The organism is Oceanobacillus sp. GQ8, from assembly GCF_059758495.1.
The window spans coordinates 271,121-296,336 of sequence record NZ_JCAXEV010000004.1 but is presented as its reverse complement, the minus strand read 5'-3'; the positions used below and the strand labels follow the sequence as shown (position 1 = coordinate 296,336).

The window sequence follows — 25,216 nt, the reverse complement described above, 5'->3', positions numbered from 1 at the left end:
TACAATATCCATTGTAATAAGGGAAATGAAAACAGTTACATTTAGAAAGGAAGGGTAAAAAACGTGGGAATTATTTTAGGGGTTTTAGCAATAATCGTTGTGCTTGGTTTGGCATTTTTAATGTCTAACGATAAGAAAAATATTAATTATAAAGGCATTGGAATAATGTTGCTCTTGCAACTATTGACAACCTGGTTTATGTTTAGTACCAATATTGGACAAGCCATTATCAATGGAATTGCAGCAGGATTTAACAAACTAATTGAATTTGGTACAAAGGGAGTTAATTTTGTCGTAGGCGGCTTAATGGTCGAAGAAGGAGGAAGCGTATTCTTCTTTAATGTCCTGTTACTTATTATCTTCTTTGCGACCATATTATCTGTTCTAACTTATTTGCGAATTCTACCACCAATCATTAAATACTTTGGCGGGTTAATCTCAAAGATAACAGGTCTTCCCCGTGTCGAATCATTTAATGCCGTAAATAGTATCTTTTTCGGTCAATCGGAGGCATTAATCGCTATCCGCTCACAATTCCATCACCTGACTGCAAATCGTCTTTATATCGTGAGTGCATCAGCTATGGGTTCTGTTTCTGCCTCTATCGTTGGCGCATACTTGCAAATGCTCCCACCAGAGTATGTTTTAGTCGCACTTCCTCTTAATATGTTTAGTGCGCTCATGCTTGCATCCATTATTGCACCTGTAAAAGTGCCAAAGGAAGAGGACAAAGTTGATGTGAAAAATGTTACAAATGATAAAAGTATCTTTGAAGCAATGGGAAATGGTGCACTAGAAGGTGGTAAAATTGCCCTTATCGTTGCAGCAATGCTTATTGCATTCATCGCATCACTTGAATTGGTTAACTGGATTATTAGTTTTTCAGGTTTAACATTACAGGAATTACTTGGTTACGTTCTTTATCCAATCGGGATACTTATGGGAATTTCTCCGGATGAAGTACTTAGAGCAGGTTCCGTAATGGGTACAAAGATTGTGACAAACGAATTTGTTGCCATGCTTGAATTCCAACCAATGATTGCTGAAATGTCAGAGAAAACAGTCGGAATTGTATCTGTATTCCTAACTAGCTTTGCTAACTTTTCCTCCATCGGAATCATCGCAGGTACCGTAAAAGGAATTGACAGTGAAAAGGCAGTAAGCGTATCAGGGTTTGGATTGAAACTACTCATCGGAGCAACACTCGCATCCATCCTATCCGCAACAGTAGTAGGGCTATTCCTATAAGATGTATTTTTGTGACGGTATGCAAATTATTTTATGAAGCGCAAAAACATCCTAAAATAAGACAGGCGTCCATTTAATTTCAAATGGATGCCTTTTTTTACTTTCATTTTGCCCCGGTTTTTAATACCATAGTAGAGACTGTACAAAATCTTAAGAAGATTTATGAACATAAAGGAGAACAAAGCATGAAAAACAAACGAATCCTATTTACTGGTGGAGGTACTGCAGGGCATGTGATCGTCAACCTAGCCTTGATCCCTTATTATCAGGAAAAAGGGTATGACATTGATTATATTGGCTCAAATGATGGTATAGAACGCAATCTAATAACGCAGCTCGATGGGGTCAGTTACCATCCGATTTCCACAGGTAAGCTTAGAAGATACATTTCCAAAGAGAACATAAAAGACCCGTTCAAAGTACTGAAAGGTGTTGCACAGGCAGCGCGCATCATGAAAAAACGAAAACCGTCAATTATTTTTTCAAAAGGTGGTTTTGTTTCCGTACCTGTAGTCTTAGCAGCAAAAATGAGAAGGATCCCAGTCGTTATTCACGAATCTGATTACACACCAGGCCTTGCGAATAAAATCGCGATTCCTTTTGCCCGTAAGGTATTGGCAACTTTTCCAGAGACAATGGAATACTTACCAAAAGAAAAGGCTGAGTATGTTGGTGCGGTCATTCGTGATGAATTATTTGAAGGAAAAAAGGAAGCAGGACTGGCATTTGCAGGCCTATCATCAGCTAAACCTGTTCTACTTATCATGGGGGGCAGTGGTGGCGCGCAGAAAATAAATGAAACAATTAGGAATTCGCTCGATCACTTACTTGAAACCTTCCACATTATTCATATTTGTGGAAAAGACAAGGTAGATCCTGCCTATAAGAGAAAAGGATACGCTCAATTTGAATATGTTAATGAAGAATTGAAAGATGTTTTCGCAGCAACTGATTACGTTCTTTCACGTGCAGGTTCAAATGCTATCTTTGAATTCCTCGCATTACGAATTCCAATGCTGCTAATCCCATTATCAAAAGAGGCAAGTAGGGGCGACCAGATTATTAATGCCCAATCCTTTGTTAAAAAGCGCTATGCAAGAGTGTTAGAAGAAGAGAATCTGACAAATGCAACGTTAGTTCATGAACTAAACCAATTAAAAGAATATTCCTCAATTATGACAGATACCATGAAGGAGTATAAAAGTGAAAAGGCAAAAGACCGAGTAATAGAAATTATCGATGAAGTGCAAAGAAAATAAATGTACTGTAGTATAGTATGAAAAAGCCAACGGAATTCGATATGAAACTTCGAATAATCGTTGGCTTTTTTTCTAATATATTATATTTGGTTCGCCCAGCTTATTGAATAGTACCAAAATGGACTAGGTTAACATCAACTTGAAAATCTACAGTTATTTCAGGGAACTTCTCTCTCCACTCTTCCACAGTCAGCTTGTTATTATTTTTTATTCTGTATAATCTTCCATAACCAATAGGATCAGCATTTAGTTCTTGCACCTTTTTAAACAGTGCTTCATATTTTTTCTTAATTGCTTTCCCCAATTCCTCTTCAATAACCTTTGCTACCTTTTCATCTTTGACTACAAGCTGCTCAGAGGCTTCATGTAAATCTACATCAATATCTACATGTGAACGAAAGCGTAGCTGATCTGGGTCTGTTATTTCGCTCGTTGTTTTTCCCTTAATACCAATCCGTACATGCATACTTTCGCTGTTCGGATCTATCGGCTCCGTATCTCCTAGATACTTTTCCAATGGAGCTCTCGGGATCTCTAACTCAATTGGAGCAAAGTTGACACGCTTTTGTGTCAAGTTTAGAAGGAGCGCTTCATCCAATGTTATATTACCGACATATTTATCACCTTGAAATATTCCCAATGCGGAGAGTCGAGGAGAATCGCCGTCCATTGTGAGAAGAGGAAGGAAGGGATCCTGTCCGACGTCAAAATAAATATGTGTGAAATCATGTAAGGCTACTTCTGGAATGGAATCTTCCAAGCCTTCCTGTCTTATCAGCCCGTGAAGAAATTGCCCAATGTCCATGGACGTATCTGACTGGCCAGCCTCAAGCATTTCTTTTGCGGTCGTATCACTAACTGCAAGCAACATGGTATCAGATACCCTAGCATCACGAGTTAAGGTATTAAGATAATTTATTATTCCCTTCTCTGCAATTTCTTTCCCGTATAGTTCTAAGCGGATTTGCCCAGGGGTCAAGGCATAGCTTGATTTGTTGTTTGCTTGCTCACGGGATTCTTTAATCGTGTGCCCTGTTCCTGATAGTGTTTTAGAGATCATATCTGTTTGAGCATTAAATTGAAAGATGATCAAGGTTGTTTCCAGTTCACTTGGTTTTTCTTCTGAAATATCAACGCCTCGCGTATGGATGATTCCTAATTTTTCCAGCTGGGTTGAATCAACACATGAAGTAAGCAAACAAAGAATAATGCAAAGGAAGAAAAGTCTTTTAGGCCTCATTCTTTTCACCCCTTTTATGTTGTTTCCATTTTTTCTTTATTAGCACGATTGGTAGTAACAAAAATGGATATACATACACTAGCCAAAATCCCAATTCATTTATCTTATCAATTATCCATTGAATTTGAAAATGCTCATCAAGTAACCAACAACCAATTAACAGTGGAACAGCAAGTGCATAAATAGAAACTTTTTGAGGTAGCTTGTAAATCCGTTTTATCCCATAGGTTGCCCCCCACAAAAGAAGGATAATATTCGGAATGATAACCATCATCCATTCTGCTACCACCACAAAATCCAATCTTTCAATAAAGGAAAATTGTTGAAATTTAAATAATGATAGTAGCGTCCATTCACGTCTTGCCACTTGCTCGCCATTAAAAAAACCAAGCGTTATGATGGTTGTAATCATAACGAGTAGGCCAGACCATATTGCTGCCAAGTATATAGGGAAATGCATTCCTTTTTTATTCTGAATAAAAGGATAAATTAAAAATAGGATTTCAATACCAAAAAACGTATAGGACGTGGCACGAGCGCCTTTTAATAAATCGGGAAGGGGAGTTTGAAACATTGGAAGAAAATGATCCCAATCTATTTGAGCAGCAGGTTCAATCAATAAGAGTAATAACCAATGTGTAAGGGCAAAAAATAAAAAGCAAACCCCAACCATGATACGTAAACCGCCCAATGTACTATATACAGCCAATATAATCATAAGTAATCCCATTACCAGGGGACTAAGGGTTGGAAAGATAAAAATCCTGACAACCTCTATATACGTAATGAGTACGGAGAAAAGAGTGGAGACAAAGTATATAATATAGACACTGCTTAATAGGTTTCCGAGCCATTTCCCGAACAGGTCACGATGTATACCAAAAATGTCTGCATTTTCGTACTGTTTCAAAATAAGAATCATGACAAAAAGGACAACCAAGATAGAAGTAACCGCTATAAGAACAGATATCCACGAGTCTGCTCCAGCCTCAAGATAAATAAACCTTGGTACCCCCATTACCCCCACACCTAATTGTAAGGAAGAGATAATGAAGAATAGGTAAAATGCGCGAATACTTAAATTAGCTTTTACTTTCACGTTTATATCCAATCCATCACCTACTCGTCAATATCTTTTTTCTTATGTGCCTTCTTCTTATTAAATCGAACCCTATCCTTAGGTCGGAAAGAAAGAAATCTCTTACCCTGAAATTGTTGGGGAAAGCGAATAAGTACTTTATTGAGGTCCACCATGCGGAACGGGTAAATTGGCGTAAGATAAGGTCTTCCGAGAGAAGTTAATCTTAATAAATGAATAATTAGGAAGCTGATACCAAAGACAATCCCCATAATGCCTAAAATACCGGCTAGTATAATCATAGGGAATCGTAATACCCGAATAGAAGTCCCCATTAAATAGCTAGGTGCGGTAAAGGAAGCGAGCGCACTAATCGTGATAAAGATGATAAGAATATTACTTGTAATCCCTGCTTGTACGGCTGCAGTTCCAACGACTACACCACCCACAATACCAATGGTTTGACCTACCTTCGTTGGGAGCCTAGCACCTGCTTCACGTAATAATTCTATTAAGAGTTCAAGAAGCAGTGCCTCAAATATTGGAGGAAAAGGGACATTTGCCCTTGATTGTCCAATTGAGATAAGGAGCTGTGTCGGGATAAGTTCATAATGAAACGTTACAGATGCAACATACATTGGGGTGAGCATGACAGATATAAACATAGAAATAAACCGCAATATTCTTAGGAATGAGCCGGCATTCCAACGCATGTATAAATCCTCAGTCGATTCAAAGAAGCTGAAGAATGTGGTTGGGGCTAATATTGCCGCGGGGCTGTTTTCTACGATAACGCCAATACGCCCCTTATTAATCGCATAGGAGGCACGATCAGGTAGCTCCGTTGAATAGAATTGCGGGAATATCGTAAACGAGGAATCCTCCACATATTGCATGAGTACATTAGCATCCTCTACCTCATCAACTTCGAGATCCTGAAGCCGCTGTCGCATTGTGTTAACGTCTGTTTCGTTTGCAACGGACTTTAAATAAATAAGTCTGGCTTCCTTTGGTGTCCTTTTGCCTAACATAATCTTCTCAAAAACGAGATCTGGAGAGCGCATTCGCCAACGTAATATATTTAAGTTCGTAACCAAAGATTCAGTGAAGGCAACCTGTGGACCGATAACAACAGACTCTGTTTCGGCTTTGGTTAGTGATCTCTGTTCAATGTTTAGCATTAAATAAGAAACTACTTGTTTTTCCCCTTCAATATAAACAAATACATGTCCGTTGATGAGGTTCGTTAGTAATTCCTCCAACTTGTCCATCTTTTGACCTGTGTTTAAGGGTACTTCGTTCAATATCGATTCAACGGTCCACTCTTTTTGGGAATCCAGAAGAGTTTTGAGCAGCATGTTTTCTATTCTCTCTGAATCCACTTGGTAGGAGAGATAGAAGACAGCAAGCTTTTGGCCAGCGTTTTCAAAGATGGAAAAGCTTAGATCAGTACTATTTTCAAACTGGTCTTCTAGAGTCTGTTTTAACTTTTCCGCCTTAATGGGAAAGAATGAATTGGTGGCTTTTCTTTTAGCTTTTTTCATAATTCCTCCCGTAATCGTCCAGTGCTAATAATTTATGAAGATAGTATGTGAGGAAAAACTACTATCTATGTGCGATATCTTATAGTTCACTTGAAAGAAATGTTTAGTAGTCTAAAGACTCATTTTTTAGAAAATTACAATCAAATATTGTTTGTTTTTGTCGGTTCCTGTATCATGAAAAGCAAGGAAATAGTGAGGGGTGAGGATTTGAGTGAATTGATCCGTAATTGTCGATTGTGCAAAGAGCCAATGGAAAGCAGTCCATTTATGATGTGCCCTGCCTGTCTTACTGAAAGTGATCGAGTCCAGAGTTTCATTAGAAAGCACCCGTTAGCATCGATGGAGGAGATATCTCGCTCGACCAAGGTCCCTTCAGTTAAATTGGAAAGAATGCTCCATCTTGGAATCCGTATTAAACGCGAGAGCACCCATTTATAGCTCTGTGTGTTTTACGAGATTTCGAATAAAGACATTCCGTTTAAATAGAAATTGACCAAAATTAAAAAAAAGATTGACTTTAAATTTTCCTAATACTATAATTATTGAGAACAAATAAACCAAAGGAGGTCATGATGATGAAAAACATCATTCAAGCAACGCAACTTAACCCAATTAAATATGTGACCTCTACCGTATTTTGCGGGAAAGTATTCTAACTTTTACATACTTCTTTGTAGATATTAAAGGTCACAACTGTCTGTGGCCTTTTTGTTTTAGGGATAGGTATGTTACTACATATCCCATCGAAAGCATGTGTCGTCATAGGCGCATGCTTTTTTGTTGTCATTACAAAGATTGATTAGGAATACGAGTAGAGGAACTTTTGTTGGAAAGAACACATCAGAAAGAAATTAAAGAGAGATTAGAAGGTGATGGAATGTTTCAGGTTTTTAAGAAATTAGACTGGTTTTTTAAGCATTATTGGAAACGCTATTTATTTGCAATTTTAGCGCTCATTGTAGCAAGTGCAATAGGTCTTATACCGCCTAAATTAGCTGGGTATACAATTGATCAGATTCAATTCGATTCGATGACAACCCAACTTTTAACTGCATTAATAATTGGATATTTACTTTTAATCATTATCCATTATGCAATATCATTTTTATGGGATTATACGCTATTTAGCGGAGCAGTTATTCTAGAACGCTGGAGTAGAAGCAACTTAATGGATCATTTTACTAAAATGACGCCAACATTTTTTGGGAAATACCGTACAGGTGACCTTATGGCTAGAAGTACCAATGATTTAAAAGCCATTAGTCTTACAGCGGGGTTTGGTGTTTTAACATTAGTGGATTCATCGGTTTTCATGCTGATGCTTGTAGCCATGATGGGATTTACGATTAGCTGGAAGCTCACTCTTGCTGCATTGCTTCCGTTGCCAATTATGGCAGTGATTATGAATAAATATGGTGCTGTCATCCATGCACGGTTTACGAAAGCCCAGCAGGCGTTTGGAGAAATGAATAATGATGTTCTCGAGTCAATTCGTGGAGTCCGGGTAATTCGTGCTTTCGTACAGGAAAAGCAGGATTTAAAGCGATTTGAGAACATGACAGATGATGTATATGTGAAAAACATGGAGGTTGCTAAGATTGATGCGCTTTTTGAGCCAACCATGAAAATTCTTGTAGGGCTTTCTTATACAATTGGACTTGGGTATGGTGCCTTTTTGGTTTTTGATAATCAAATGACGCTTGGTGATCTTGTGACCTTTAACGTATATTTAGGAATGTTAATTTGGCCAATGTTTGCGGTTGGGGAGCTTATTAATATACTGCAGCGGGGTAATGCATCGCTTGATAGAGTGAATGAGACAACTGGCTACAAGGCTGATGTGTCAGATCCGGCAACACCAAAAACCGTAGATGCAGTGGAATCACTCGTTTTTGAAGGGGTGACATTTTCCTATCCAGGAACAGAAACAAAGCAATTGAATAATGTTTCATTACACGTAAAGCGTGGCGATACCATTGGGATTGTCGGAAAAACTGGTGCAGGGAAGACGACGCTCTTCAAATTACTCCTAAGGCAATATCCTGGCATGCAAGGAAACATAAAAGTTGCAGACGTAGATTTAAAGGAACTTTCACTTGCTCAAATTCGTTCTTGGATCGGCTATGTGCCACAAGACCAAATGATGTTTTCTAAATCTATCCGAGAGAATATCCAATTCGGTAAATCGGACGCAACAGACACCGAGATCTTCCGCGTGATGGAGCTAGCACACTTCCTTAATGACATGAAACAACTTCCGAATGGTTTAGATACACAGGTTGGAGAAAGTGGTGTAACACTATCAGGTGGTCAAAAGCAACGAGTAGCTTTAGCGCGAGCCTTTATTAAAGATCCGGAAATCCTCATATTGGATGATTCCATGTCCGCGGTGGATGGCAAGACAGAAGCAAATATTATTGAACATTTACGTAGAGAAAGAAAAAATAAAACGACCTTTATAGCTGCGCATCGTATGTCTGCTGTAACACATGCCGATCACATTATTGTACTTGATAATGGCGAAATCGTGGAACAAGGGTCCCATACAGAACTTATGTTAACAGATGGCTGGTATAAGCAGCAGTATGTCCAACAGCAGCTTGCAAAGGCAGGGGTGAACGAATAATGAAACAAAGTACAGAGAAACGACTGTTTCAATACGCATTACAATATAAAAAAGGTATTATCATTGGCTTTATCTGCTTAATTATTGCGGTATCGCTGGAGCTTGCTGGTCCTTTAATAGCCAAAAAAGTAATTGACGATCATATTCTTGGAGTTGAAGGAACCTGGCAAAAGGTGGAAAGGCAAGAGGATAAGCAAACAGCGTCTTATAATGGGCAGTTTTACAAACGGGTTGATAGGCTGGAAGGTTCTGACCAGACAATTGGAAATCCCGTAACAATATTTCAAATCGGTACCACTTATTATTTTGTTGGGGAAGAAATTCCACTTGAAGGAAAACGGACTGTCGATGGGGAGACAATCACAATCACGACAAGCTCTGGAGAAGAGACCTTTACAGGTGAAAAATTATCGCTAACTGAAGTATATCCGTTTTTTAAACCGGAGCAGGGACCAATCATGTGGCTGCTTGGATTATATGTCGCATTACTATTTATTGCTGGTTTCTTTCAATTTTATCAAACCTTTCTTTTACAGAAATCATCCAATCAAATTGTTCGGAAGATGCGAAACGATCTATTCGCCCACACTCAACGCATACCCGTCAATTATTTTGTTGATCAACCTGCTGGGAAAGTAGTGGCGAGGATCACGAATGATACAGAAGCTATTCGCGACTTGTATGAGCGTGTGCTGTCTATTGTACTAACAAGCATTATATATATGGCAGGAATATTTGTCGCATTGTTTATTCTTGATGCAAAGCTAGCTCTTATGTGCCTATTCATTATCCCACTTATATTTGGTTGGATGAAGCTATATAAGCATTTTGGGAGCAAGTATAATAAAGTTATCCGTTCCACGATAAGTGAAATTAATGGGAATATAAGCGAAGCGATTCAAGGAATGCCGATTATTCAGGCGTTTAGTAGAGAGAAGAAGACAAAAGAAGAATTTGAGGTGCTTAACAATAGGCATTTTACCTATCAACGAAAGCTAGTTAAGCTAAGTGCGCTAACCTCTTATAATCTTGTTACCGTGTTTCGAAATTTAGCTTTCGTAGCTTTTATTTGGTATTTTGGTTCCGCTTCATTAGACCCGACAAGTATTATATCTATTGGGATGCTCTATGCGATTGTCGATTATCTAACAAGATTATTTGAACCTGTAACCGATATAGTGAATCAGCTACCGTTAATCGAACAGGCACGTGTCGCTGGTGGAAGGGTTTTTGAATTGCTTGACCATCCTGGTGAAAACGTCATGGATGATAATGTATCCCGATATCGTGGTAATATTTTATTCGATCACGTATCATTCGCCTATAATGAGAAAGATTACGTCTTAAACGATATTTCCTTTTCAGTGAAGGCTGGTCAGACAGCAGCGTTTGTGGGTCATACAGGGTCAGGAAAAAGCTCTATTATGAATTTGCTTTTCCGTTTTTATGATCCACAGAAAGGCACAATTACGATTGACGGGAAGTCGACACAGGAGTGGTCACGGCAGCAGGTGAGAAGTCATATGGGAATTGTATTACAGGACCCATTCTTATTTACTGGCACTATCCTTTCTAATGTGACGATGAATGATCCCCGTATTAGCAGGGAAACAGCCATAAATGCTTTAAAAGCAGTGGGGGCCGACCGCTTTATTGAAAAGCTTCCAAATCGTTACGATGAAAAAGTAACTGAAGGAGGAGGCACTTTTTCGCTTGGTGAAAGACAACTATTATCCTTTGCTAGAGCATTGGCGTTCGATCCGGCCATTTTAATTTTGGATGAAGCAACTGCGAATATTGATACGGAAACAGAAAACGTCATTCAGCAAGCCTTGGAAGTGTTGAAGCAAGGGAGAACAACGCTTGTTATTGCACATAGACTTTCGACTATACAGCAAGCAGATGTTATATTTGTATTAGACAGCGGTACGATAAAAGAACAGGGGAACCATAATAGTCTCCTTCAGCAACAGGGTGCCTACTACCAAATGTATCAAATGCAGCAAGGGATACTTGAAGAAACCGCAGGATAGGAAAACCGCTTGAAACACGGGGTGAGGTATGGATCGAGATAGGGAAGAGCAAGAAAAAGCGGGTATTATAGATGAAGATTTATATGAGGAAATTGATGACGAAGAGCTTTATGAGCTTGTGGAAGAAGAACGAAGAAAAGCCTTAGAGAGAGCGAAGTCCAAAGAGGATGATGATACACCAAAACGTCCTTTTCCAAAGTGGGTATTTTGGGTAATTGCGCTAGCTTTAGCCTTCAATGTTTTTGCGTTAATTCCCCAGACTTTTTCTATCCCGGCAATTGATTTTCTCATCACATCTGCAAAACTTTCCACTGATGAGGACATACGAAGCTATAAACAAGCGGTGGTCGTTGTAGAAACAGAGGATAGTAAGGGTACTGGGTTTGCAATAAACCAGGAAGGGACGATTTTGACAAACCATCATGTGGTAGAAGGAGAAGACCACGTAACGGTTGCTTTTCCGGATGACGGGTTGTTTGAAGCAGAGGTGGTGGAAACTAACCCTGCGATCGACTTAGCGGTATTAAAGGTCGAGGAGGAGGACCTTCCGTCACTTAAACTAGCAGATGACCCAATTCTTGAAGAAAATACACCTATTACATTTATTGGTAATCCTTTGCGGTTTAATGGAATAGCAAATCAAGGAACTATTCTGGGTCACACCAGGCTTAGCGACTGGGAACGGGAAGTGGTAATGATAAAAGCACCTGTTTACCGAGGAAACAGTGGTAGTCCTGTCATTAACGAAGAAGGTGAAGTAATTGGGGTGATTTTTGCAACTTTAGATCATGAGACAGAAGGCAAGGTAGGGCTTTTTATCCCCGTTACGTATTATCATGAGATGTAACCTCCTGTTTCATCCGCACAGTTTGGGGGTATTTATACTGTAAACGTCTTAAGGAGGCGAAATTACATGTTATTTTTTACTTCCGAACTAAAAACATACAATATCCATGCAGCAGATGGTGAAATGGGTAAAGTAAAGGATCTATATTTTGACGACGAAAAATGGGCTATTCGCTATGCAATTGTAGACACGAGGAAATGGCTTCCAGGCCGCCGTGTACTCCTCTCCCCAACTTCGTTTATTACGCTTAATGAAAATGATAAGCACCTAGAGGTAGAGTATGATAAGGAGAAGGTACGTAATAGTCCTTCCATCTCAGAAGAAAGTGCAGTTTCAAAGGATGTAGAGGATAGTTTAATTGGATACTACGGCTGGAGCAGATACTGGACAGGCAATATGCTTTGGGGATCTAATGATCGACCTTTGGCACAATTTCCTCCTGCTGAAGAACCACAACCAGAGGTGTTTGATCAGCAATTAGAAGCACAGAGTCAATATAATCTGCGTAGTGAAGACGAGACGATAGAATTTAAAGTGCATGCCGATGATGGCAAAATAGGTACAGTCGCTGATATGGTCTTTGATTCAGAATATTGGAAGCTACGTTATCTCGTCGTACAAGATAGTGAAACGTACACGAAAGAACAATACTTTGTCTACCACACAGATCAAATTGAGACTGTTGATTGGTTTGAACGAGATATTTATATTAAGGGAACATTAGCCGAAACAAAAAATGTTACCAAATATAATTCAAAAGACATGATACTCACAAGTTTATAAAAGGTAAACATAAGGGCCTTTCAGCATCGATTGCTGAGGGGCTTTTTTATTTTCGAAAGCAGGTAGGCATTTAGGCGCAGGTAAATATTCACTGACGGTCGTGGTGGTAATTATATTTTAAACAAAATGTAATTGTTTTGAGATAGCAACAGTGTATACGGTACGGTAAGATTAATCAGACTGAAATTTTAATTCTATTATAAAATAAGCTGGTGACAATAAAAATGACAACTTACCGAACTCAAATAAATGAAATATATAAATATACAGTTCCTGTGCATAAGAAATACTTTATGGTTACACCCAAAAAGAAACAAAAAAAATCGAATTTTATAATGCCTGGGGGTGTTCTAGGTTGATAAAAGAGCAGTCGTTAAAAGACAAACCTCTAGAAGAAATGATCTCCTCTGTTCAAAGGGGAGATATGCATACACAAAACTATCTTTTAAAGACGTATCAACCATTTATTGCAAAGTGTGTTTCCGAAGTCTGCAAGCGATATATTGACCCCAAAAGAGATGACGAATTTAGCATTGGCCTTTCAGCTTTTAATGAGGCGATGATGTCTTACTCTTCTGATAAAGGAAGTTCTTTTTTATCCTTTGCTAAATTGGTTATAAAACGGAAGGTTATTGATTATATTCGCTATATAAAAAAACGCCCTGCGCCAATCTCCCTTGATGAGACATTTGATGCGGAGCAAATGGACAACCCCTTGGAAATTGCGGCTGTGAAAGAAAAATATCAAGAAGAACAGGACGCTTGGCATAGAAAAGAAGAGATCGCAGACTATAAAGAAAAACTAGCGGCTTATAAGCTTACGTTTGCCGAGTTGACAGAAGTCTCGCCTAAACATAGGGATGCACGTGAATCAGCTGTAAAGACAGCCAGAACTTTGTATGAAGATCCTGAACTGCGTTCGTTTGTTTTTAGTAAGAAAAAGCTTCCTATCAAACAACTGGTACGAAAAGTGGATGTCAGCAAGAAAACATTGGAAAGGAACCGTAAATTTATACTTGCTGTATTTATCGTACTGACGGAAGATTACTTGTATCTGAAGGATTATCTTAAGGGGGTGGGTCAGTGAAAAAAGGTATTGTCATGGAACACCGGCATACATACACCATCGTAATGGATAGAGATGGTACCTTTCATAAAGCAAAGCCAGTGAAACATGTAGACATTGGGAATGAGATTCCATTTGAAATATATCGAGCAGAAAAAAGAGGCTATATTTTCTTGTTGCGTAAGGTTGGTCAAATACCTGGTCGACTTATTGTATTGGTCTGTGCGCTGCTCTTATTTGTATTGCCAATTTATTTTGTATTGGCAAATAATAAAACGCTAGCCTATTTAAGCATTGATATAAAACGAAGCTTCGAACTAGAAGTAGATAACAAATTTCATGTTCAATCAATACGCTATCTTAACGAGGATGCAGAACAGGTAGGTATGAAATTATCGCAATATAGGGATAGAAAGATGGAAACTGTTATTGAAAAAATTATGGAACAAAGTGAAAAATCAGGTCTTGTTGGGGAGAAGAAAGATATGCTGATAGGCGTTAGTTATCCTGATGAACACCATGGAAAAAATAGGCTTTTACGTAGTTTAAATGCCTTTTCGCAAAAACGAGATGATAGCTGGGGTATTACTGCATTTCACGTGCCGCATAGTGTACGAAAATCTGCTGAGAAAGCGGGTAAACCAACAAATGAAAAATTGGCTGAAATGATTAACCAGGCGGAATCCTCTCACAACTCTACAAGCGCTTTGAATCTGAATGACGAAGAGAAAGCTATTATTCATTCCTTTTATTTCGAAAAAAACCGTCTTTCAGAAGAAAAGTGAAGGGTGAAATAGGTTCTGGTTAGGTAAGTCTTATAACTCGCCAATAAAAAAGGGCTGCGATTCCATTAAATAGGAATCGCAGCCTTTTGTTATATTTCCATTATAGGTACTGGATCGTACTTCATGGCATGGTCTACATAATACAGTAAATTATCGTGGGAAGACATGATTTTACTTTGGTCAAGGGAATAATGATAAGCGTGTAGGAATAGTTGTATTTTCTTTGAAAGCATATCATCCTTGGTACGCACCATTAAAACAAGCAAGTCATCCCATTGGCCCCACAGTGTGAAATACAATGCTTTATCGTAATCAGGAATATCCATTCATACCCCTCCTTAATTGTAAGGGTTATATTTATTGTCCCCGCATTTTATATATATTGTCTGAAACAAAAATGGTGTCGTTGCCATATTAAGGTTCTTTAAAAAAGCATAAAAATTTTGGGATATTCGTGGGAATAAGTAAGAGAAACTGTTACATACTAACACCAAATGATAAGGAGGTAGAAAAACAGATGAAATGGAAACTAATTACTACAGTTACAGTGCTTACCGTAGCTCTTGCTGGTTGTGGAGATTCTAATGGAAACCAAGAAGACGCTACTGGTGATAACAATGTAGAACAAACAAGATTCAATAATACAGGTGAGGGAATGAATGGGGACCGTAGCTATGAAATGGCGAGGGACTCAGAACGCGATCAGAATCGAAATGCTGGAGATGGCCAACAGGAATATGAGGTTTCAGAAGAAGCCGCTGATAAGATTAAAAGTGAAATCGATGAAATTGATCAAGTTTATGTATTAACGACAGAAAATAATGCGTACGTTGCTGCAGAGGTGAAGAACCAAGATGGTAACGGAAATGGAAACAATACGGATACTAACAACGGTGGTAATAATGGTACTGGCGCAAATGACGACGATAATACCGGCGTAGAGAATACGGATACTTACGATAATGATACCAACGCAGGAAATGGTAATGGTAACGGTGAAGAAGTATCAGACGAAGTAAAAGAAAAGATTTCTGAGATTGTAAAATCCGTTGACAAGGATATCGATAATGTATACGTATCAACCAATCCAGATTTTAGAGATCTAACCAATAGCTATATTGATGATATGAACAATGGTGAGCCAATTGAAGGATTTTTTGACCAATTCGGTAATATGGTAGAACGTCTCTTCCCGCAAAATAACTAACAATAAAAAGAAGTAGCACGTGATATCGCACCCCAAAAGTTAGAGTAAGAAATCTAATTTTTGGGGTGTTTTTGTATGGTTAAATGGTGTGTTGCTACGTTTTTTATAGATATTATTATTTGAACATTGCAATGATTAAATTAATTTATATTGGAGAAAAGATGCTTTTTAAAAACGGTAACATATGATATTGTAATACATATAATTCTTACTATACCAAGTGTAATACTATGAATTAATTATTTTTAAAGGAGTGTAGGGGTTATGGGGCGGGAATTTCTTGACATTTTTACAGATTGGGCAGATACCTATGACGACAGTGTTGCAGGGGATGATCCCGAGTATGCTGCAGTATTTGCCAATTATGATGATATATTAACGGAGGTGGTTAGACACGCCTCTGGAACGGTAGTGGAATTTGGCGTGGGAACAGGAAACCTCGCTGCAAAACTTCTGGAAAAAGGAAGTGAAGTGGTAGGAGTTGAGCCTTCCAATGAAATGCGCAGTATTGCTGTAGCAAAATTCCCTGAGCTGACTGTGCAGGAAGGAGATTTTCTAGATTATCCAAATCTTCCTCCCAATGTGGAGACCATTGTAAGTACGTATGCTTTCCATCATTTAACAGATGAAGAGAAAGATGTTGCAATTAAACAGTTCTCCGCTTTACTGCCTGCAGAAGGTAAGATCATATTTGGTGATACAATCTTCCAGTCGGAGGCACATAAGCAAAATGCGATCGAGGATGCCAGAAAGAAGGGGTTCACAGATTTAGCTGAGGACCTTGAGAGAGAATATTATACAACAATTCCTGTAATTCAAACTATTTTCAATACACACAAATTTGATGTAACATTTAAACAAATGAATGATTTTGTTTGGCTGATAAAGGCTGAGCGAATGAAATAATGGAGGGGATCATTATGGCAGAAAAAATGAATGTGGAAAGCTTCAATCTGGATCATACGAAAGTAAAAGCACCGTATGTACGTTTAGTAGGTGTGACAGAGGGTGCAAATGGAGATAAGGTATATAAATATGATATTCGGTTTAAACAGCCGAATAAAGAACATATGGAGATGGCTGGGCTTCATTCAATCGAGCATTTAATGGCAGAAAACATTCGAAACCATATGGATAGTGTCCTTGATATTGGTCCGATGGGATGTCAAACAGGTTTTTATTTATCCGTTATTAATCATGATAACTATGAAGAGATTTTAAATACATTGGAAAAAACACTACATGACGTATTAGAGGCTAATGAAGTGCCTGCATGCAACGAGGTGCAATGTGGCTGGGCTGCCAATCACAGCTTAGAAGGTGCTAAGGAAATAGCCAAGGAAATGCTCGCACATCGAAGTGACTGGCACGAAGTATTTTAAGGTAGGGTTAAACCCGACCACAAAAAGGAAGGCGAAGATACATGGCGGTGTATGCTTCTGTACAAGATTTAATCGGGAACACCCCTTTATTAGAATTGAAACAATTTGATTTACCGAAAGATGTAAAACTCTATGCCAAGTTGGAATTTATGAATCCTGGCGGTAGTGTAAAAGACCGCCTTGGAGTTTCTTTGATACAGGATGCACTTGAAAAAGGTGTTTTACAGCCTGGCGGTACTATTATTGAACCTACTGCTGGGAATACTGGCATTGGCTTAGCAATGGCTGCCATTACCTATAATCTGCACGCAATTTTCTGTGTTCCAGAGCATTTTAGTAAAGAAAAGCAAACCATTATGAAAGCATTAGGGGCACGTATTGTACAAACTCCACAGGAGAAAGGCATGGTTGGTGCAATTAAGAAGGCGGAGGAACTCTCTAAGGAGATACCCGGCAGTTTTTGTCCCCAACAATTTTCGAATCCAGCTAATCCTGCAACCTATTATCATACATTAGCACCAGAGATTTGGCGTGAACTTGAAGGGAAAGTCGACATTTTTATCGCAGGTGCTGGTTCAGCAGGGACCTTTATGGGGAGCAGTCGCTTTTTTAAAGAAAAAAATCCAGCTGTCCATACGGTAATCGTAGAACCGGAGGGATCTATTATTGCGGGTGGCAAGGCAGGATCACATCGAACTGAGGGAATTGGGATGGAATTTTTCCCTAGTTACTTTGATCGTTCCTTCATTGATAAAGTATATACGGTAACTGATGAAGATGCCTTTGACATGGTGGGTCAGCTGGCTCGTAAGGAAGGACTGCTTGTTGGCAGTTCCTCTGGCTCCGCCATGTTAGGTGCATTACAGGAAGCAAAGAAAGCGCGACCTGGTACAACTATTGTGACGGTCTTCCCAGATGGTAGTGATCGTTATATAAGTAAAAATATCTATGACAACGTGTGAGGAGAATCGAGATGCGACCAAAAACTAAAATGATACATGGTGGGATAACAGGTGATGAGAAAACGGGCGCTGTATCCGTGCCAATTTATCAGGTAAGTACCTATAAACAGGAAAGCGCAGGTAATCACAGTGGGTTTGAATATTCTCGTACAGGAAATCCTACTAGACATGCGCTAGAAACAGTCATTGCAGATTTAGAGAATGGGACAGCTGGATTTGCCTTTGGCTCAGGTATGGCCGCAATCACATCTGTTATGATGCTATTTGATGCTGGAGATCATGTTCTTTCAACAGACGATGTGTATGGTGGGTCTTATCGTCTCATGACAAATGTTCTTAACAGATATCAGCTTCAACATTCATTTGTAGATACAAGCAATGCTAAAGCAGTAGAAGAAGCCATTACAGATAAAACAAAGGCCTTATATGTTGAAACACCGACTAATCCCCTGTTGAAAATAACAGATCTTAAACAAATGGCGACTATTGCGAAGAAGCATAATTTGCTCCTCATTGTCGATAATACGTTTGCAACGCCGTATTGGCAGCAGCCATTAGATCTGGGGGCAGATATCGTGCTTCATAGTGCAACAAAGTATATTGGTGGGCACAGCGATGTAGTAGCAGGGCTTGTGGCTGTTAACTCTACGGAACTTGCTGAAAAAATTCACTTTATCCAAAACTCAGTAGGGGCTGTTTTAGGACCACAGGATTCTTGGCTATTAATGCGCGGAATAAAAACCCTTGCTCTAAGAATGGAAGCAATTGAAGCAAATACTAAAAAACTGGTTGCGTTTTTAGAGCAACATCCTAAGGTCGAAAAGGTCTATTATCCTGGCCTTGAAAACCATGAAGGGCATAACATAGCGGAAGAGCAATCTACTGGATACGGTGGCATGGTCTCATTTGATGTAGGAAGTGAGACAGCGGCAGATAAACTATTAAGCCGGGTTCAATATTTCACCTTGGCGGAAAGCCTTGGAGCTGTGGAAAGCCTAATTTCGATTCCGGCCAAGATGACGCATGCATCTATCCCGCGTGATAGACGAAATGAGTTGGGGATCACAGATGGCTTAATCCGCTTATCCGTCGGGATTGAAGATGCAGAGGACTTGCTAGAGGATTTAAAACAAGCTTTAGGATAAATATAGAGGCTGGCACTAAAGTGTTTTAGTGAAAAGAAGATCCGAACTATGATTTTTTTATTCAATCTAGTTTGGATTTTTCTTTTGCTTGAAGTAGTAGCGTACAGCGTAGGATACACCCAACTCCGGCGGGATAATTAGGGATCCTATATCACGTCAAGTTTTTACTGATAAAATGAGTATGTTTCTGCATCTTTTTTTTGCTCATTTTTAAGAGAACTGGTGAGATCCAGTCCTCCTTAATCAGTGTAATGGAAGTTATTTGAGTAACTATGCTAAAATAAGTACCAACATGAAATTTTAGGAGGAGTAATACGATGAGCCAAGAGGTTTTGAAGTATTTACAGGATAATCAGCAACGTTTGCAAGATAAATTATTTGAATTTTTAGCTATCCCGAGTGTGAGTACAGATAGCGCACATAAACAGGACATTCACAAAGCAGCGGATTTCATTACTACATACTTACAGGACATTGGATTTGAAAATATAGAAAAGCAGGAGACGGGTGGACACCCACTTGTTTATGCAGAATATAACGGCGCAGGCCCTGAAGCACCTACCGTACTGTTTTATGGTCACTACGACGTACAGCCTGCTGATCCACTTGAATTATGGGACAGTGATCCGTTTAAACCAGAGATTAGGAAGGAGCGAATTTTTGCCAGAGGATCTAGTGATGACAAAGGGCAAGTATTTATGCATTTGGCTGTCTTTGAAGCTTACATGAAAACAGAAGGTAAATTGCCACTAAACGTAAAAGTATGTATTGAGGGAGAAGAAGAGATCGGTAGTGAGAACTTATATAAAGTCCTTCATGAGAAGAAGGAACAGTTCCAAGCTGACTTTGCCGTAATTTCAGACTCTGGGATGGTAGAAAAAAACCAGCCAACTATACTTTATGGATTAAAAGGGTTTACTGGCATCGAAATTACAGTGAATGGACCGGATCATGACCTACATTCAGGCATGTACGGGGGTGCTATCCGCAATCCACTGATGGCGCTGAGTCACATTCTTTCTTCCATGAAAAATGAAGAGGAAGTTGTTACGGTTGAAGGTTTCTACGATGGTGTTGAGCCTCTGTCTGATGAAGAAAGGGAATTGATTGACCAAGTTAAGGGAGAAGATTATGTACAAGCAACGGGTGTGCCGGAAACCGTTTCGGAAAAGGGCTATTCAGCCAAGGAACATACCATGGCACGTCCTACTTTTGAAGTAAATGGCATGTATGGGGGCTATCAAGGAGAAGGTACCAAAACGATTATTCCATCCTCTGCCACAGCAAAAATTACATGCAGGCTTGTACCTGGACAAGATCCAGAGCGAGTACAGCAATTACTTGAGGAACACGTCAAAAACGTTGCTCCTGCAGGTGTAAAAGTTGAAGTGAAAAAGGAAAAGTTGTCTGCAAAAGCATATAAAGTGGATCCAGATCATGCTTTAATTAAAAAAGCGGCAGCCAGCTACACGAAAGCATTTGGCAAAGAGACCGTTTATGTTAGAATGGGTGGCTCTATACCTGTTGTGGAATGGATGGAGGCAATATATCAAATGCCAATTGTTTTACTAGGCTTTGGGACACCTGATGATAGATTACATTCTCCAAATGAAAGCTTCCCATTAGATAGTTTTCATAAAGGAATGGAAACATTAGCGTACTATTGGAATGAAGTAAACGATAAATAATGAAACATTGGGGGTTATCTAATGAAGTATGCCATTGTAACAGGTGTATCTAAAGGATTAGGGTATTCTGTCGCAAAACTTTTACTTGAACAGGAAATCCATGTCATGGGGATTTCTAGATCGGAAGCTAGCGGACTTAACAAACTTGCTGAGGAAAATAATGTGACTTTTCAACAATTCCAATGTGACTTAGGTGATGTAGAGGCAGTGGAAGAGACTTGCAGTAAAATAAAAAATCAGTGGAGTGAGGGAATTAGCGCCCTTTATCTTGTTAACAATGCTGCTGTAATTGACCCTGTTGATCAGGCTATGAATACGAAAAGCAGTGAATTGGCATATCATGTACAAGTTAACACGATCGCGCCAATGGTGATGACGAATTTATTCTTGAAGGAAGCATCATCTAAAGGGTTCTCCTTTATCGGCGCTACTGTTACCTCTGGAGCAGCAGAACGTCCAATTTCCGGCTGGAGTGCTTACTGCAGTACAAAAGCGAGTATTAATATGTACACCCAAACAGTTGCAATCGAGCAAGATGAGAGGGGAACAGGAAATAAGGTGTTTGCATTTAGTCCTGGGATTATGGATACAGGAATGCAAGAGAAAATTCGCGCTGCTTCACCAGAAGAATTTACCGATGTTGAAACATTTAAGTCCTACAAAAAAGATAAAGCATTAAAGGATACAGACACAGTAGGCGGAGTTTTAGTTGATATACTTACAAATGAAGCGAATCTAGAAAATGGAAAGATTTATAACGTAAAAGATTTCTTATAATAAAATGCGCCCATTCTTTGCAAATTCCCTCCCAAAAAGCGTCTAGCAGCATAAAGTATATTAATCGGCAAAAGAGGAGGGAAAGCAATGAGTAAAGGTGAAGGCTACGGCAGCGGTTTTGCGCTGTTAGTTGTATTGTTTATTTTATTGATCATTATCGGAACTGCTTATACTGGTGGTGGCTATGGCGGCGGCTACGGCGGCGGTTTCTATTAATAAGTAAAAAATGCAGAGGAGATATACTCCTCTGCATTTTTTATATGGTTTGATGCTGTCCCTGCTTAATTTTATGATGGATGAGGCTATGGATCACGACGATTGCGATAACAACTAGTACAAATAGGATAGCTGCTGTCATATAGATGCTGTTTACAAAATCTAAATTCCATATTAACAGTACCAAAATACCAAAGATGCCTAGCTGCACCACAATACCAATTAATCCAATCATCCGTGACTTAAACACTTCCTGCTCATCTGTCCAATTTAGTTTAGGCTGTAAGAAGTCAAGAAACGTTCCGAGTGCACTACTAAACCAGCTAGCCAATAATACGAGTGGCAGCCAAATGAGAAAAAGCGTCCACTCTATTTTTATAATAAAAATGAACAGTATAACGGCTAATCCGATAACGAATAAATTAATAAACCAGGCTGTGGCGATTTTACTTAGCAAGATCTGTTTCGGGTTAAGTGGCAGGAATAAGTTTGCATGCCATGACTTCCCTTCCCTTGATATGCCGGAAATAGATGTAGCGTTTGAGCCGACAATGAGTAAAGAACCTAAAAATAGAATGAGGAGGCCATGCTTTCCTGATAACCCATCCAAGAAGCCACCTATATTTCCACTAGATGAATCCATAAATAATATAATAATAAGAAATATTGGAGCAAATAAGCTCGTTATCACACATTGTGTTAGAAAAGTAGGTGTTCGAAATATAATTCGCATCTCTTTTTTGATGTAAGAGAGCCAGATAGGAGTTACGGATGTTTTTCTAGAAAGTTTTGCACCCGAAAAAGTTGATTTATTAGCAGTACCCATTCCAAGTACTCCCTTAATATAAAGCAGCTGTCCGACCCAGATAAAAATAAGCAACGCACATGCATGAAGAACTACTCCAGCAATTAAGGATAAAAAGCCACTCCATAAACTGGAAGCAGTCATCATCATGGTTCCAAAATAAGCTGGTGGGTAGAAGGCAGTAATCCAGCGTAATAGCCCGTCTTGTTCCTGGATAAACATTGCCGCGTTTTGCATGAGGGCATCTACATCCGTATTTAAGCGAATTAAAACATTAATTAAAACGATAAATACTAAAGATGATATACCAGCAATTACTTTGGAACGATCTTTGTTTTTTGCGATATTAACAAAACGCATGATAAACATGAGAATTATACCGGCCAAAGTAAACGGGATGATTGGCAACAAAACAAAGGTGATTATTCCCGCAATATAATATAGGATAGGTGCAGCACTTACGGTACCATAGATAAAGAATACAGGTAGAAAGAATAGTGCGACAGTCCCATATAAATAAATCATTGGTCCAGCTGACTTTGCCAGCAATAGCTGATAAGGTTGCACCGGAAAAGGGATAAAGGAATCAATATCTTCTGCAAAATAGAAAGCATTCAGTATTGTAATAAAGCTTACAAGTAAAAGCACAATGTGTACTGAAAGAAGCAAGATGCCGACGATAAGAGACTCTTGTCCTAATGGTTCAAGCACATTATAGAAAGCGGTAAGTGCACTTCTAACAATAGAAATATAAACGAATGCCATCGGGAGAAGAAACAATAAGGCAACGATCCATAATATCGTTTGGGAATTCTTTTTGCCTACTCTGGAATACTGCATTTTCAACATAATTCTAATTAGCTTCCATGTTTTACTCATTGCTAGTCAGCTCCAGAAAAACCTGTTCTAAGCTTTGATCATCAGATTCATACGTTTCTTTCATGTCTTGTAAAGTGCCATAAAATAATAGTTCCCCATCGTTAATGATCGCGACCTCATCACATAGTTGTTCGACGACTTCCAACCCATGACTTGAGAAAAAGACCGTTTTCCCCTTGTTTGCATGTTCCCGCATCATTTCTTTTAATATGTAGGCAGATTTAGGATCAAGTCCGGTTAATGGCTCGTCTAATATCCAAATAGAAGGATCGTGAAGCAGAACGCCTGTCACGATGATTTTTTGCCGCATGCCGTGTGAATAGGACTGAATGTAATCATCCAAAGAATTATAAATAGAGAATTGCTTTGTTATTCGTTCTATGCGTTCCTGTCTTACTTCTTTAGGGACTTGATAAATATCAGCAATAAAATTTAAATACTCTAATCCTTTTAACCTGAGGAACAGATCTGGCCTGTCAGGAACATAGCCAAAAATACTCTTGGCCTCCAATGGGTTTTTTTCGATATCAAACCCGTCTAATGAGATGGTTCCTTCATCGATAGGGAGTACTCCTGTCATCATTTTGATGGTGGTGGATTTACCAGCACCATTGGGACCGAGAAAGCCAACTATTTTCCCATCTGGTATGGAAAGGTTTAATTGGTTAATGACTTTTCTCTGACCAGAAAAATGCTTGCTTACTTCCTTTATTTCGATCATACTTTCCCCTCATTTCTATTTGCTTTTATGAATATTATATTGTATGGTACACTTTATGATGGCAGCTAATAAAAAAACATTTATGGATAGTTTAACATATTTAATAAGGAAGTTTGTGGAAAGAAGAGAGGAAGATGCGAGTTGATTACAAGAAAAAGTGCGCGTGAAATTGAGAAAATGCGAGCAGCTGGAGATATCTTAGTGCAATGCCATAAAGAGATAGCGAAAATGATAAGGCCTGGAATCAGTACAATGGAAATTGACACGTTTGCTGAGAAGTTCATGCGTGATCATGGCGCAATCCCTGAACAAAAAGGGTACAACGGCTACGCCTATGCTACTTGTGCATCTATTAATGATGAGATTTGTCATGGTTTTCCGCGTGATGAAAAACTTAAAGACGGTGATATTGTCACCGTTGATATGGTAGTAAACCTTGATGGTGGTTTGGCTGATTCAGCATGGACGTACGCCGTTGGAGAAGTAGATGAAAAAGGTAAGCATCTTATGGATGTAACAAAAACTTCATTATATAAAGGAATCGAACAGGCGCAGTTGGGGAGTCGCATTGGGGACATCGGTCATGCAATTCAAACATATGCTGAAGCAGAAGGTTTCTCCGTTGTTCGAGATTTCACTGGACATGGAATTGGACCGACCTTACACGAAGAACCACATATCCCACACTTCGGCCTTCCGAATAAAGGATTACGTTTGAAAGAGGGCATGGTTATCACCATCGAACCTATGATTAATGAAGGAAGCTGGCAGAGCCAAATGGATTCTAATAATTGGACCGCGCGAACAGTTGATCAAGGCCGTTCAGCTCAATATGAACATACGATCGTTATTACTAAAGATGGACCTGTGCTACTGACAGATCAAGGGGAAGAAAGAAACGTATAATAACGATTGGTGGGATAAC

General features: G+C 39.1%; 23 protein-coding genes. 17 read left to right on the top strand and 6 right to left on the bottom strand.

Annotated features, from left to right (window positions below):
* The first annotated feature begins 63 nt into the window (after positions 1-63).
* Positions 64-1,248, top strand: a complete 1,185-nt coding sequence (locus AC6CHS_RS13945; protein ID WP_106896219.1) for a NupC/NupG family nucleoside CNT transporter — start codon at positions 64-66, stop codon at positions 1,246-1,248.
* Positions 1,249-1,433: 185 nt separating this feature from the next.
* Complete coding sequence (gene murG, locus AC6CHS_RS13940; RefSeq protein WP_498236977.1) at positions 1,434-2,507, top strand: undecaprenyldiphospho-muramoylpentapeptide beta-N-acetylglucosaminyltransferase; 1,074 nt, start codon at positions 1,434-1,436, stop codon at positions 2,505-2,507.
* A 100-nt stretch (positions 2,508-2,607) separates the two neighbouring features.
* Here the strand turns inward: murG and AC6CHS_RS13935 are convergent, their stop codons facing one another.
* From AC6CHS_RS13935 to AC6CHS_RS13925, 3 genes are read right to left on the bottom strand one after another with little or no spacing between them, the layout of a single operon-like run.
* Positions 2,608-3,747 carry a Ger(x)C family spore germination protein gene (locus tag AC6CHS_RS13935; RefSeq protein ID WP_498236975.1) on the bottom strand — a complete coding sequence of 380 codons (1,140 nt, stop codon included), beginning with the start codon at positions 3,745-3,747 and terminating at the stop codon, positions 2,608-2,610.
* Positions 3,737-4,858: a GerAB/ArcD/ProY family transporter gene (locus AC6CHS_RS13930; protein WP_106896222.1), complete on the bottom strand. Its 1,122-nt coding sequence runs from the start codon at positions 4,856-4,858 to the stop codon at positions 3,737-3,739. Before AC6CHS_RS13930 ends, AC6CHS_RS13935 begins: the two co-directional genes overlap by 11 nt.
* A gap of 8 nt (positions 4,859-4,866) precedes the next feature.
* On the bottom strand, positions 4,867-6,369 hold the full coding sequence (locus AC6CHS_RS13925; RefSeq protein WP_498236973.1) for a spore germination protein: 1,503 nt from the start codon (positions 6,367-6,369) through the stop codon (positions 4,867-4,869).
* 877 nt (positions 6,370-7,246) lie between these two features.
* Here AC6CHS_RS13925 and AC6CHS_RS13920 point away from each other — a divergent pair.
* The 6 genes from AC6CHS_RS13920 (at position 7,247) to AC6CHS_RS13895 (ending at position 14,509) form a co-directional block, all read left to right on the top strand.
* Positions 7,247-8,995, top strand: coding sequence for an ABC transporter ATP-binding protein (locus tag AC6CHS_RS13920; protein ID WP_498237350.1), 1,749 nt, complete (start codon positions 7,247-7,249; stop codon positions 8,993-8,995).
* Positions 8,995-11,028 (top strand): ABC transporter ATP-binding protein, encoded by a 2,034-nt coding sequence (locus tag AC6CHS_RS13915; RefSeq protein ID WP_498236971.1) that lies wholly within the window; start codon positions 8,995-8,997, stop codon positions 11,026-11,028. Before AC6CHS_RS13920 ends, AC6CHS_RS13915 begins: the two co-directional genes overlap by 1 nt.
* A 28-nt stretch (positions 11,029-11,056) precedes the next feature.
* The gene (locus AC6CHS_RS13910; RefSeq protein ID WP_498236970.1) at positions 11,057-11,875 is read left to right on the top strand and encodes a S1C family serine protease; all 819 of its coding nucleotides are present in this window, start codon (positions 11,057-11,059) and stop codon (positions 11,873-11,875) included.
* Positions 11,876-11,941: 66 nt separating this feature from the next.
* Entirely contained in the window at positions 11,942-12,658 is a 717-nt protein-coding gene (locus AC6CHS_RS13905; RefSeq protein ID WP_498236969.1) for a PRC-barrel domain-containing protein, read from the top strand.
* Between the two features lie 355 nt (positions 12,659-13,013).
* On the top strand, positions 13,014-13,745 hold the full coding sequence (sigI, locus tag AC6CHS_RS13900; protein WP_498236967.1) for an RNA polymerase sigma factor SigI: 732 nt from the start codon (positions 13,014-13,016) through the stop codon (positions 13,743-13,745).
* Positions 13,742-14,509: an anti-sigma-I factor RsgI family protein gene (locus AC6CHS_RS13895; protein ID WP_498236965.1), complete on the top strand. Its 768-nt coding sequence runs from the start codon at positions 13,742-13,744 to the stop codon at positions 14,507-14,509. Before sigI ends, AC6CHS_RS13895 begins: the two co-directional genes overlap by 4 nt.
* A gap of 89 nt (positions 14,510-14,598) precedes the next feature.
* On the opposite strand, the gene AC6CHS_RS13890 is transcribed toward AC6CHS_RS13895, so the two are convergent.
* Positions 14,599-14,835, bottom strand: a complete 237-nt coding sequence (locus AC6CHS_RS13890) for a YhdB family protein (protein WP_498236963.1) — start codon at positions 14,833-14,835, stop codon at positions 14,599-14,601.
* 191 nt (positions 14,836-15,026) lie between these two features.
* On the opposite strand from AC6CHS_RS13890, the gene AC6CHS_RS13885 reads away from it, so the two are divergent.
* The 8 genes from AC6CHS_RS13885 to AC6CHS_RS13850 all read left to right on the top strand — a co-directional run bounded on the left by AC6CHS_RS13885 (position 15,027) and on the right by AC6CHS_RS13850 (position 21,886).
* The gene (locus tag AC6CHS_RS13885) at positions 15,027-15,716 is read left to right on the top strand and encodes a YhcN/YlaJ family sporulation lipoprotein (RefSeq protein WP_498236961.1); all 690 of its coding nucleotides are present in this window, start codon (positions 15,027-15,029) and stop codon (positions 15,714-15,716) included.
* 264 nt (positions 15,717-15,980) lie between these two features.
* Positions 15,981-16,622, top strand: coding sequence for a class I SAM-dependent DNA methyltransferase (locus AC6CHS_RS13880; RefSeq protein ID WP_498236959.1), 642 nt, complete (start codon positions 15,981-15,983; stop codon positions 16,620-16,622).
* Between the two features lie 14 nt (positions 16,623-16,636).
* A complete protein-coding gene (locus AC6CHS_RS13875) occupies positions 16,637-17,098 on the top strand; it encodes an S-ribosylhomocysteine lyase (protein WP_498236957.1) in 462 nt (153 codons plus the stop codon).
* 41 nt (positions 17,099-17,139) lie between these two features.
* Positions 17,140-18,060, top strand: coding sequence for a PLP-dependent cysteine synthase family protein (locus tag AC6CHS_RS13870; RefSeq protein ID WP_498236956.1), 921 nt, complete (start codon positions 17,140-17,142; stop codon positions 18,058-18,060).
* A gap of 11 nt (positions 18,061-18,071) precedes the next feature.
* The gene (locus tag AC6CHS_RS13865) at positions 18,072-19,205 is read left to right on the top strand and encodes a bifunctional cystathionine gamma-lyase/homocysteine desulfhydrase (protein ID WP_498236954.1); all 1,134 of its coding nucleotides are present in this window, start codon (positions 18,072-18,074) and stop codon (positions 19,203-19,205) included.
* Between the two features lie 317 nt (positions 19,206-19,522).
* Positions 19,523-20,893: a dipeptidase gene (locus tag AC6CHS_RS13860; protein WP_498236952.1), complete on the top strand. Its 1,371-nt coding sequence runs from the start codon at positions 19,523-19,525 to the stop codon at positions 20,891-20,893.
* Positions 20,894-20,914: 21 nt separating this feature from the next.
* Positions 20,915-21,670 carry a (S)-benzoin forming benzil reductase gene (locus tag AC6CHS_RS13855; protein WP_498236950.1) on the top strand — a complete coding sequence of 252 codons (756 nt, stop codon included), beginning with the start codon at positions 20,915-20,917 and terminating at the stop codon, positions 21,668-21,670.
* Positions 21,671-21,757: 87 nt separating this feature from the next.
* Positions 21,758-21,886, top strand: coding sequence for a YjcZ family sporulation protein (locus AC6CHS_RS13850; protein ID WP_081779363.1), 129 nt, complete (start codon positions 21,758-21,760; stop codon positions 21,884-21,886).
* A gap of 40 nt (positions 21,887-21,926) precedes the next feature.
* On the opposite strand, the gene AC6CHS_RS13845 is transcribed toward AC6CHS_RS13850, so the two are convergent.
* A complete protein-coding gene (locus AC6CHS_RS13845; protein WP_498236949.1) occupies positions 21,927-23,570 on the bottom strand; it encodes a putative ABC transporter permease subunit in 1,644 nt (547 codons plus the stop codon).
* Positions 23,563-24,291, bottom strand: a complete 729-nt coding sequence (locus tag AC6CHS_RS13840) for an ABC transporter ATP-binding protein (protein WP_498236947.1) — start codon at positions 24,289-24,291, stop codon at positions 23,563-23,565. The genes AC6CHS_RS13845 and AC6CHS_RS13840 overlap by 8 nt, the downstream gene beginning before the upstream one ends.
* A 141-nt stretch (positions 24,292-24,432) precedes the next feature.
* On the opposite strand from AC6CHS_RS13840, the gene map reads away from it, so the two are divergent.
* Positions 24,433-25,197: a type I methionyl aminopeptidase gene (gene map, locus AC6CHS_RS13835; protein ID WP_498236945.1), complete on the top strand. Its 765-nt coding sequence runs from the start codon at positions 24,433-24,435 to the stop codon at positions 25,195-25,197.
* The last annotated feature ends 19 nt before the right edge of the window (positions 25,198-25,216 follow it).

Excerpts from the sequence above, each read along its gene's own strand:
- murG (WP_498236977.1), top strand. The coding sequence starts at position 1,434 with ATGAAAAACAAACGAATCCTATTTACTGGTGGAGGTACTGCAGGGCAT.
- AC6CHS_RS13935 (WP_498236975.1), bottom strand. The coding sequence starts at position 3,747 with ATGAGGCCTAAAAGACTTTTCTTCCTTTGCATTATTCTTTGTTTGCTT.
- AC6CHS_RS13925 (WP_498236973.1), bottom strand. The coding sequence starts at position 6,369 with ATGAAAAAAGCTAAAAGAAAAGCCACCAATTCATTCTTTCCCATTAAG.
- AC6CHS_RS13920 (WP_498237350.1), top strand. The coding sequence starts at position 7,247 with ATGTTTCAGGTTTTTAAGAAATTAGACTGGTTTTTTAAGCATTATTGG.
- AC6CHS_RS13915 (WP_498236971.1), top strand. The coding sequence starts at position 8,995 with ATGAAACAAAGTACAGAGAAACGACTGTTTCAATACGCATTACAATAT.
- AC6CHS_RS13910 (WP_498236970.1), top strand. The coding sequence starts at position 11,057 with ATGGATCGAGATAGGGAAGAGCAAGAAAAAGCGGGTATTATAGATGAA.
- AC6CHS_RS13905 (WP_498236969.1), top strand. The coding sequence starts at position 11,942 with ATGTTATTTTTTACTTCCGAACTAAAAACATACAATATCCATGCAGCA.
- AC6CHS_RS13890 (WP_498236963.1), bottom strand. The coding sequence starts at position 14,835 with ATGGATATTCCTGATTACGATAAAGCATTGTATTTCACACTGTGGGGC.
- AC6CHS_RS13885 (WP_498236961.1), top strand. The coding sequence starts at position 15,027 with ATGAAATGGAAACTAATTACTACAGTTACAGTGCTTACCGTAGCTCTT.
- AC6CHS_RS13880 (WP_498236959.1), top strand. The coding sequence starts at position 15,981 with ATGGGGCGGGAATTTCTTGACATTTTTACAGATTGGGCAGATACCTAT.
- AC6CHS_RS13875 (WP_498236957.1), top strand. The coding sequence starts at position 16,637 with ATGGCAGAAAAAATGAATGTGGAAAGCTTCAATCTGGATCATACGAAA.
- AC6CHS_RS13870 (WP_498236956.1), top strand. The coding sequence starts at position 17,140 with ATGGCGGTGTATGCTTCTGTACAAGATTTAATCGGGAACACCCCTTTA.
- AC6CHS_RS13865 (WP_498236954.1), top strand. The coding sequence starts at position 18,072 with ATGCGACCAAAAACTAAAATGATACATGGTGGGATAACAGGTGATGAG.
- AC6CHS_RS13860 (WP_498236952.1), top strand. The coding sequence starts at position 19,523 with ATGAGCCAAGAGGTTTTGAAGTATTTACAGGATAATCAGCAACGTTTG.
- AC6CHS_RS13855 (WP_498236950.1), top strand. The coding sequence starts at position 20,915 with ATGAAGTATGCCATTGTAACAGGTGTATCTAAAGGATTAGGGTATTCT.
- AC6CHS_RS13850 (WP_081779363.1), top strand. The coding sequence starts at position 21,758 with ATGAGTAAAGGTGAAGGCTACGGCAGCGGTTTTGCGCTGTTAGTTGTA.
- AC6CHS_RS13845 (WP_498236949.1), bottom strand. The coding sequence starts at position 23,570 with ATGAGTAAAACATGGAAGCTAATTAGAATTATGTTGAAAATGCAGTAT.
- AC6CHS_RS13840 (WP_498236947.1), bottom strand. The coding sequence starts at position 24,291 with ATGATCGAAATAAAGGAAGTAAGCAAGCATTTTTCTGGTCAGAGAAAA.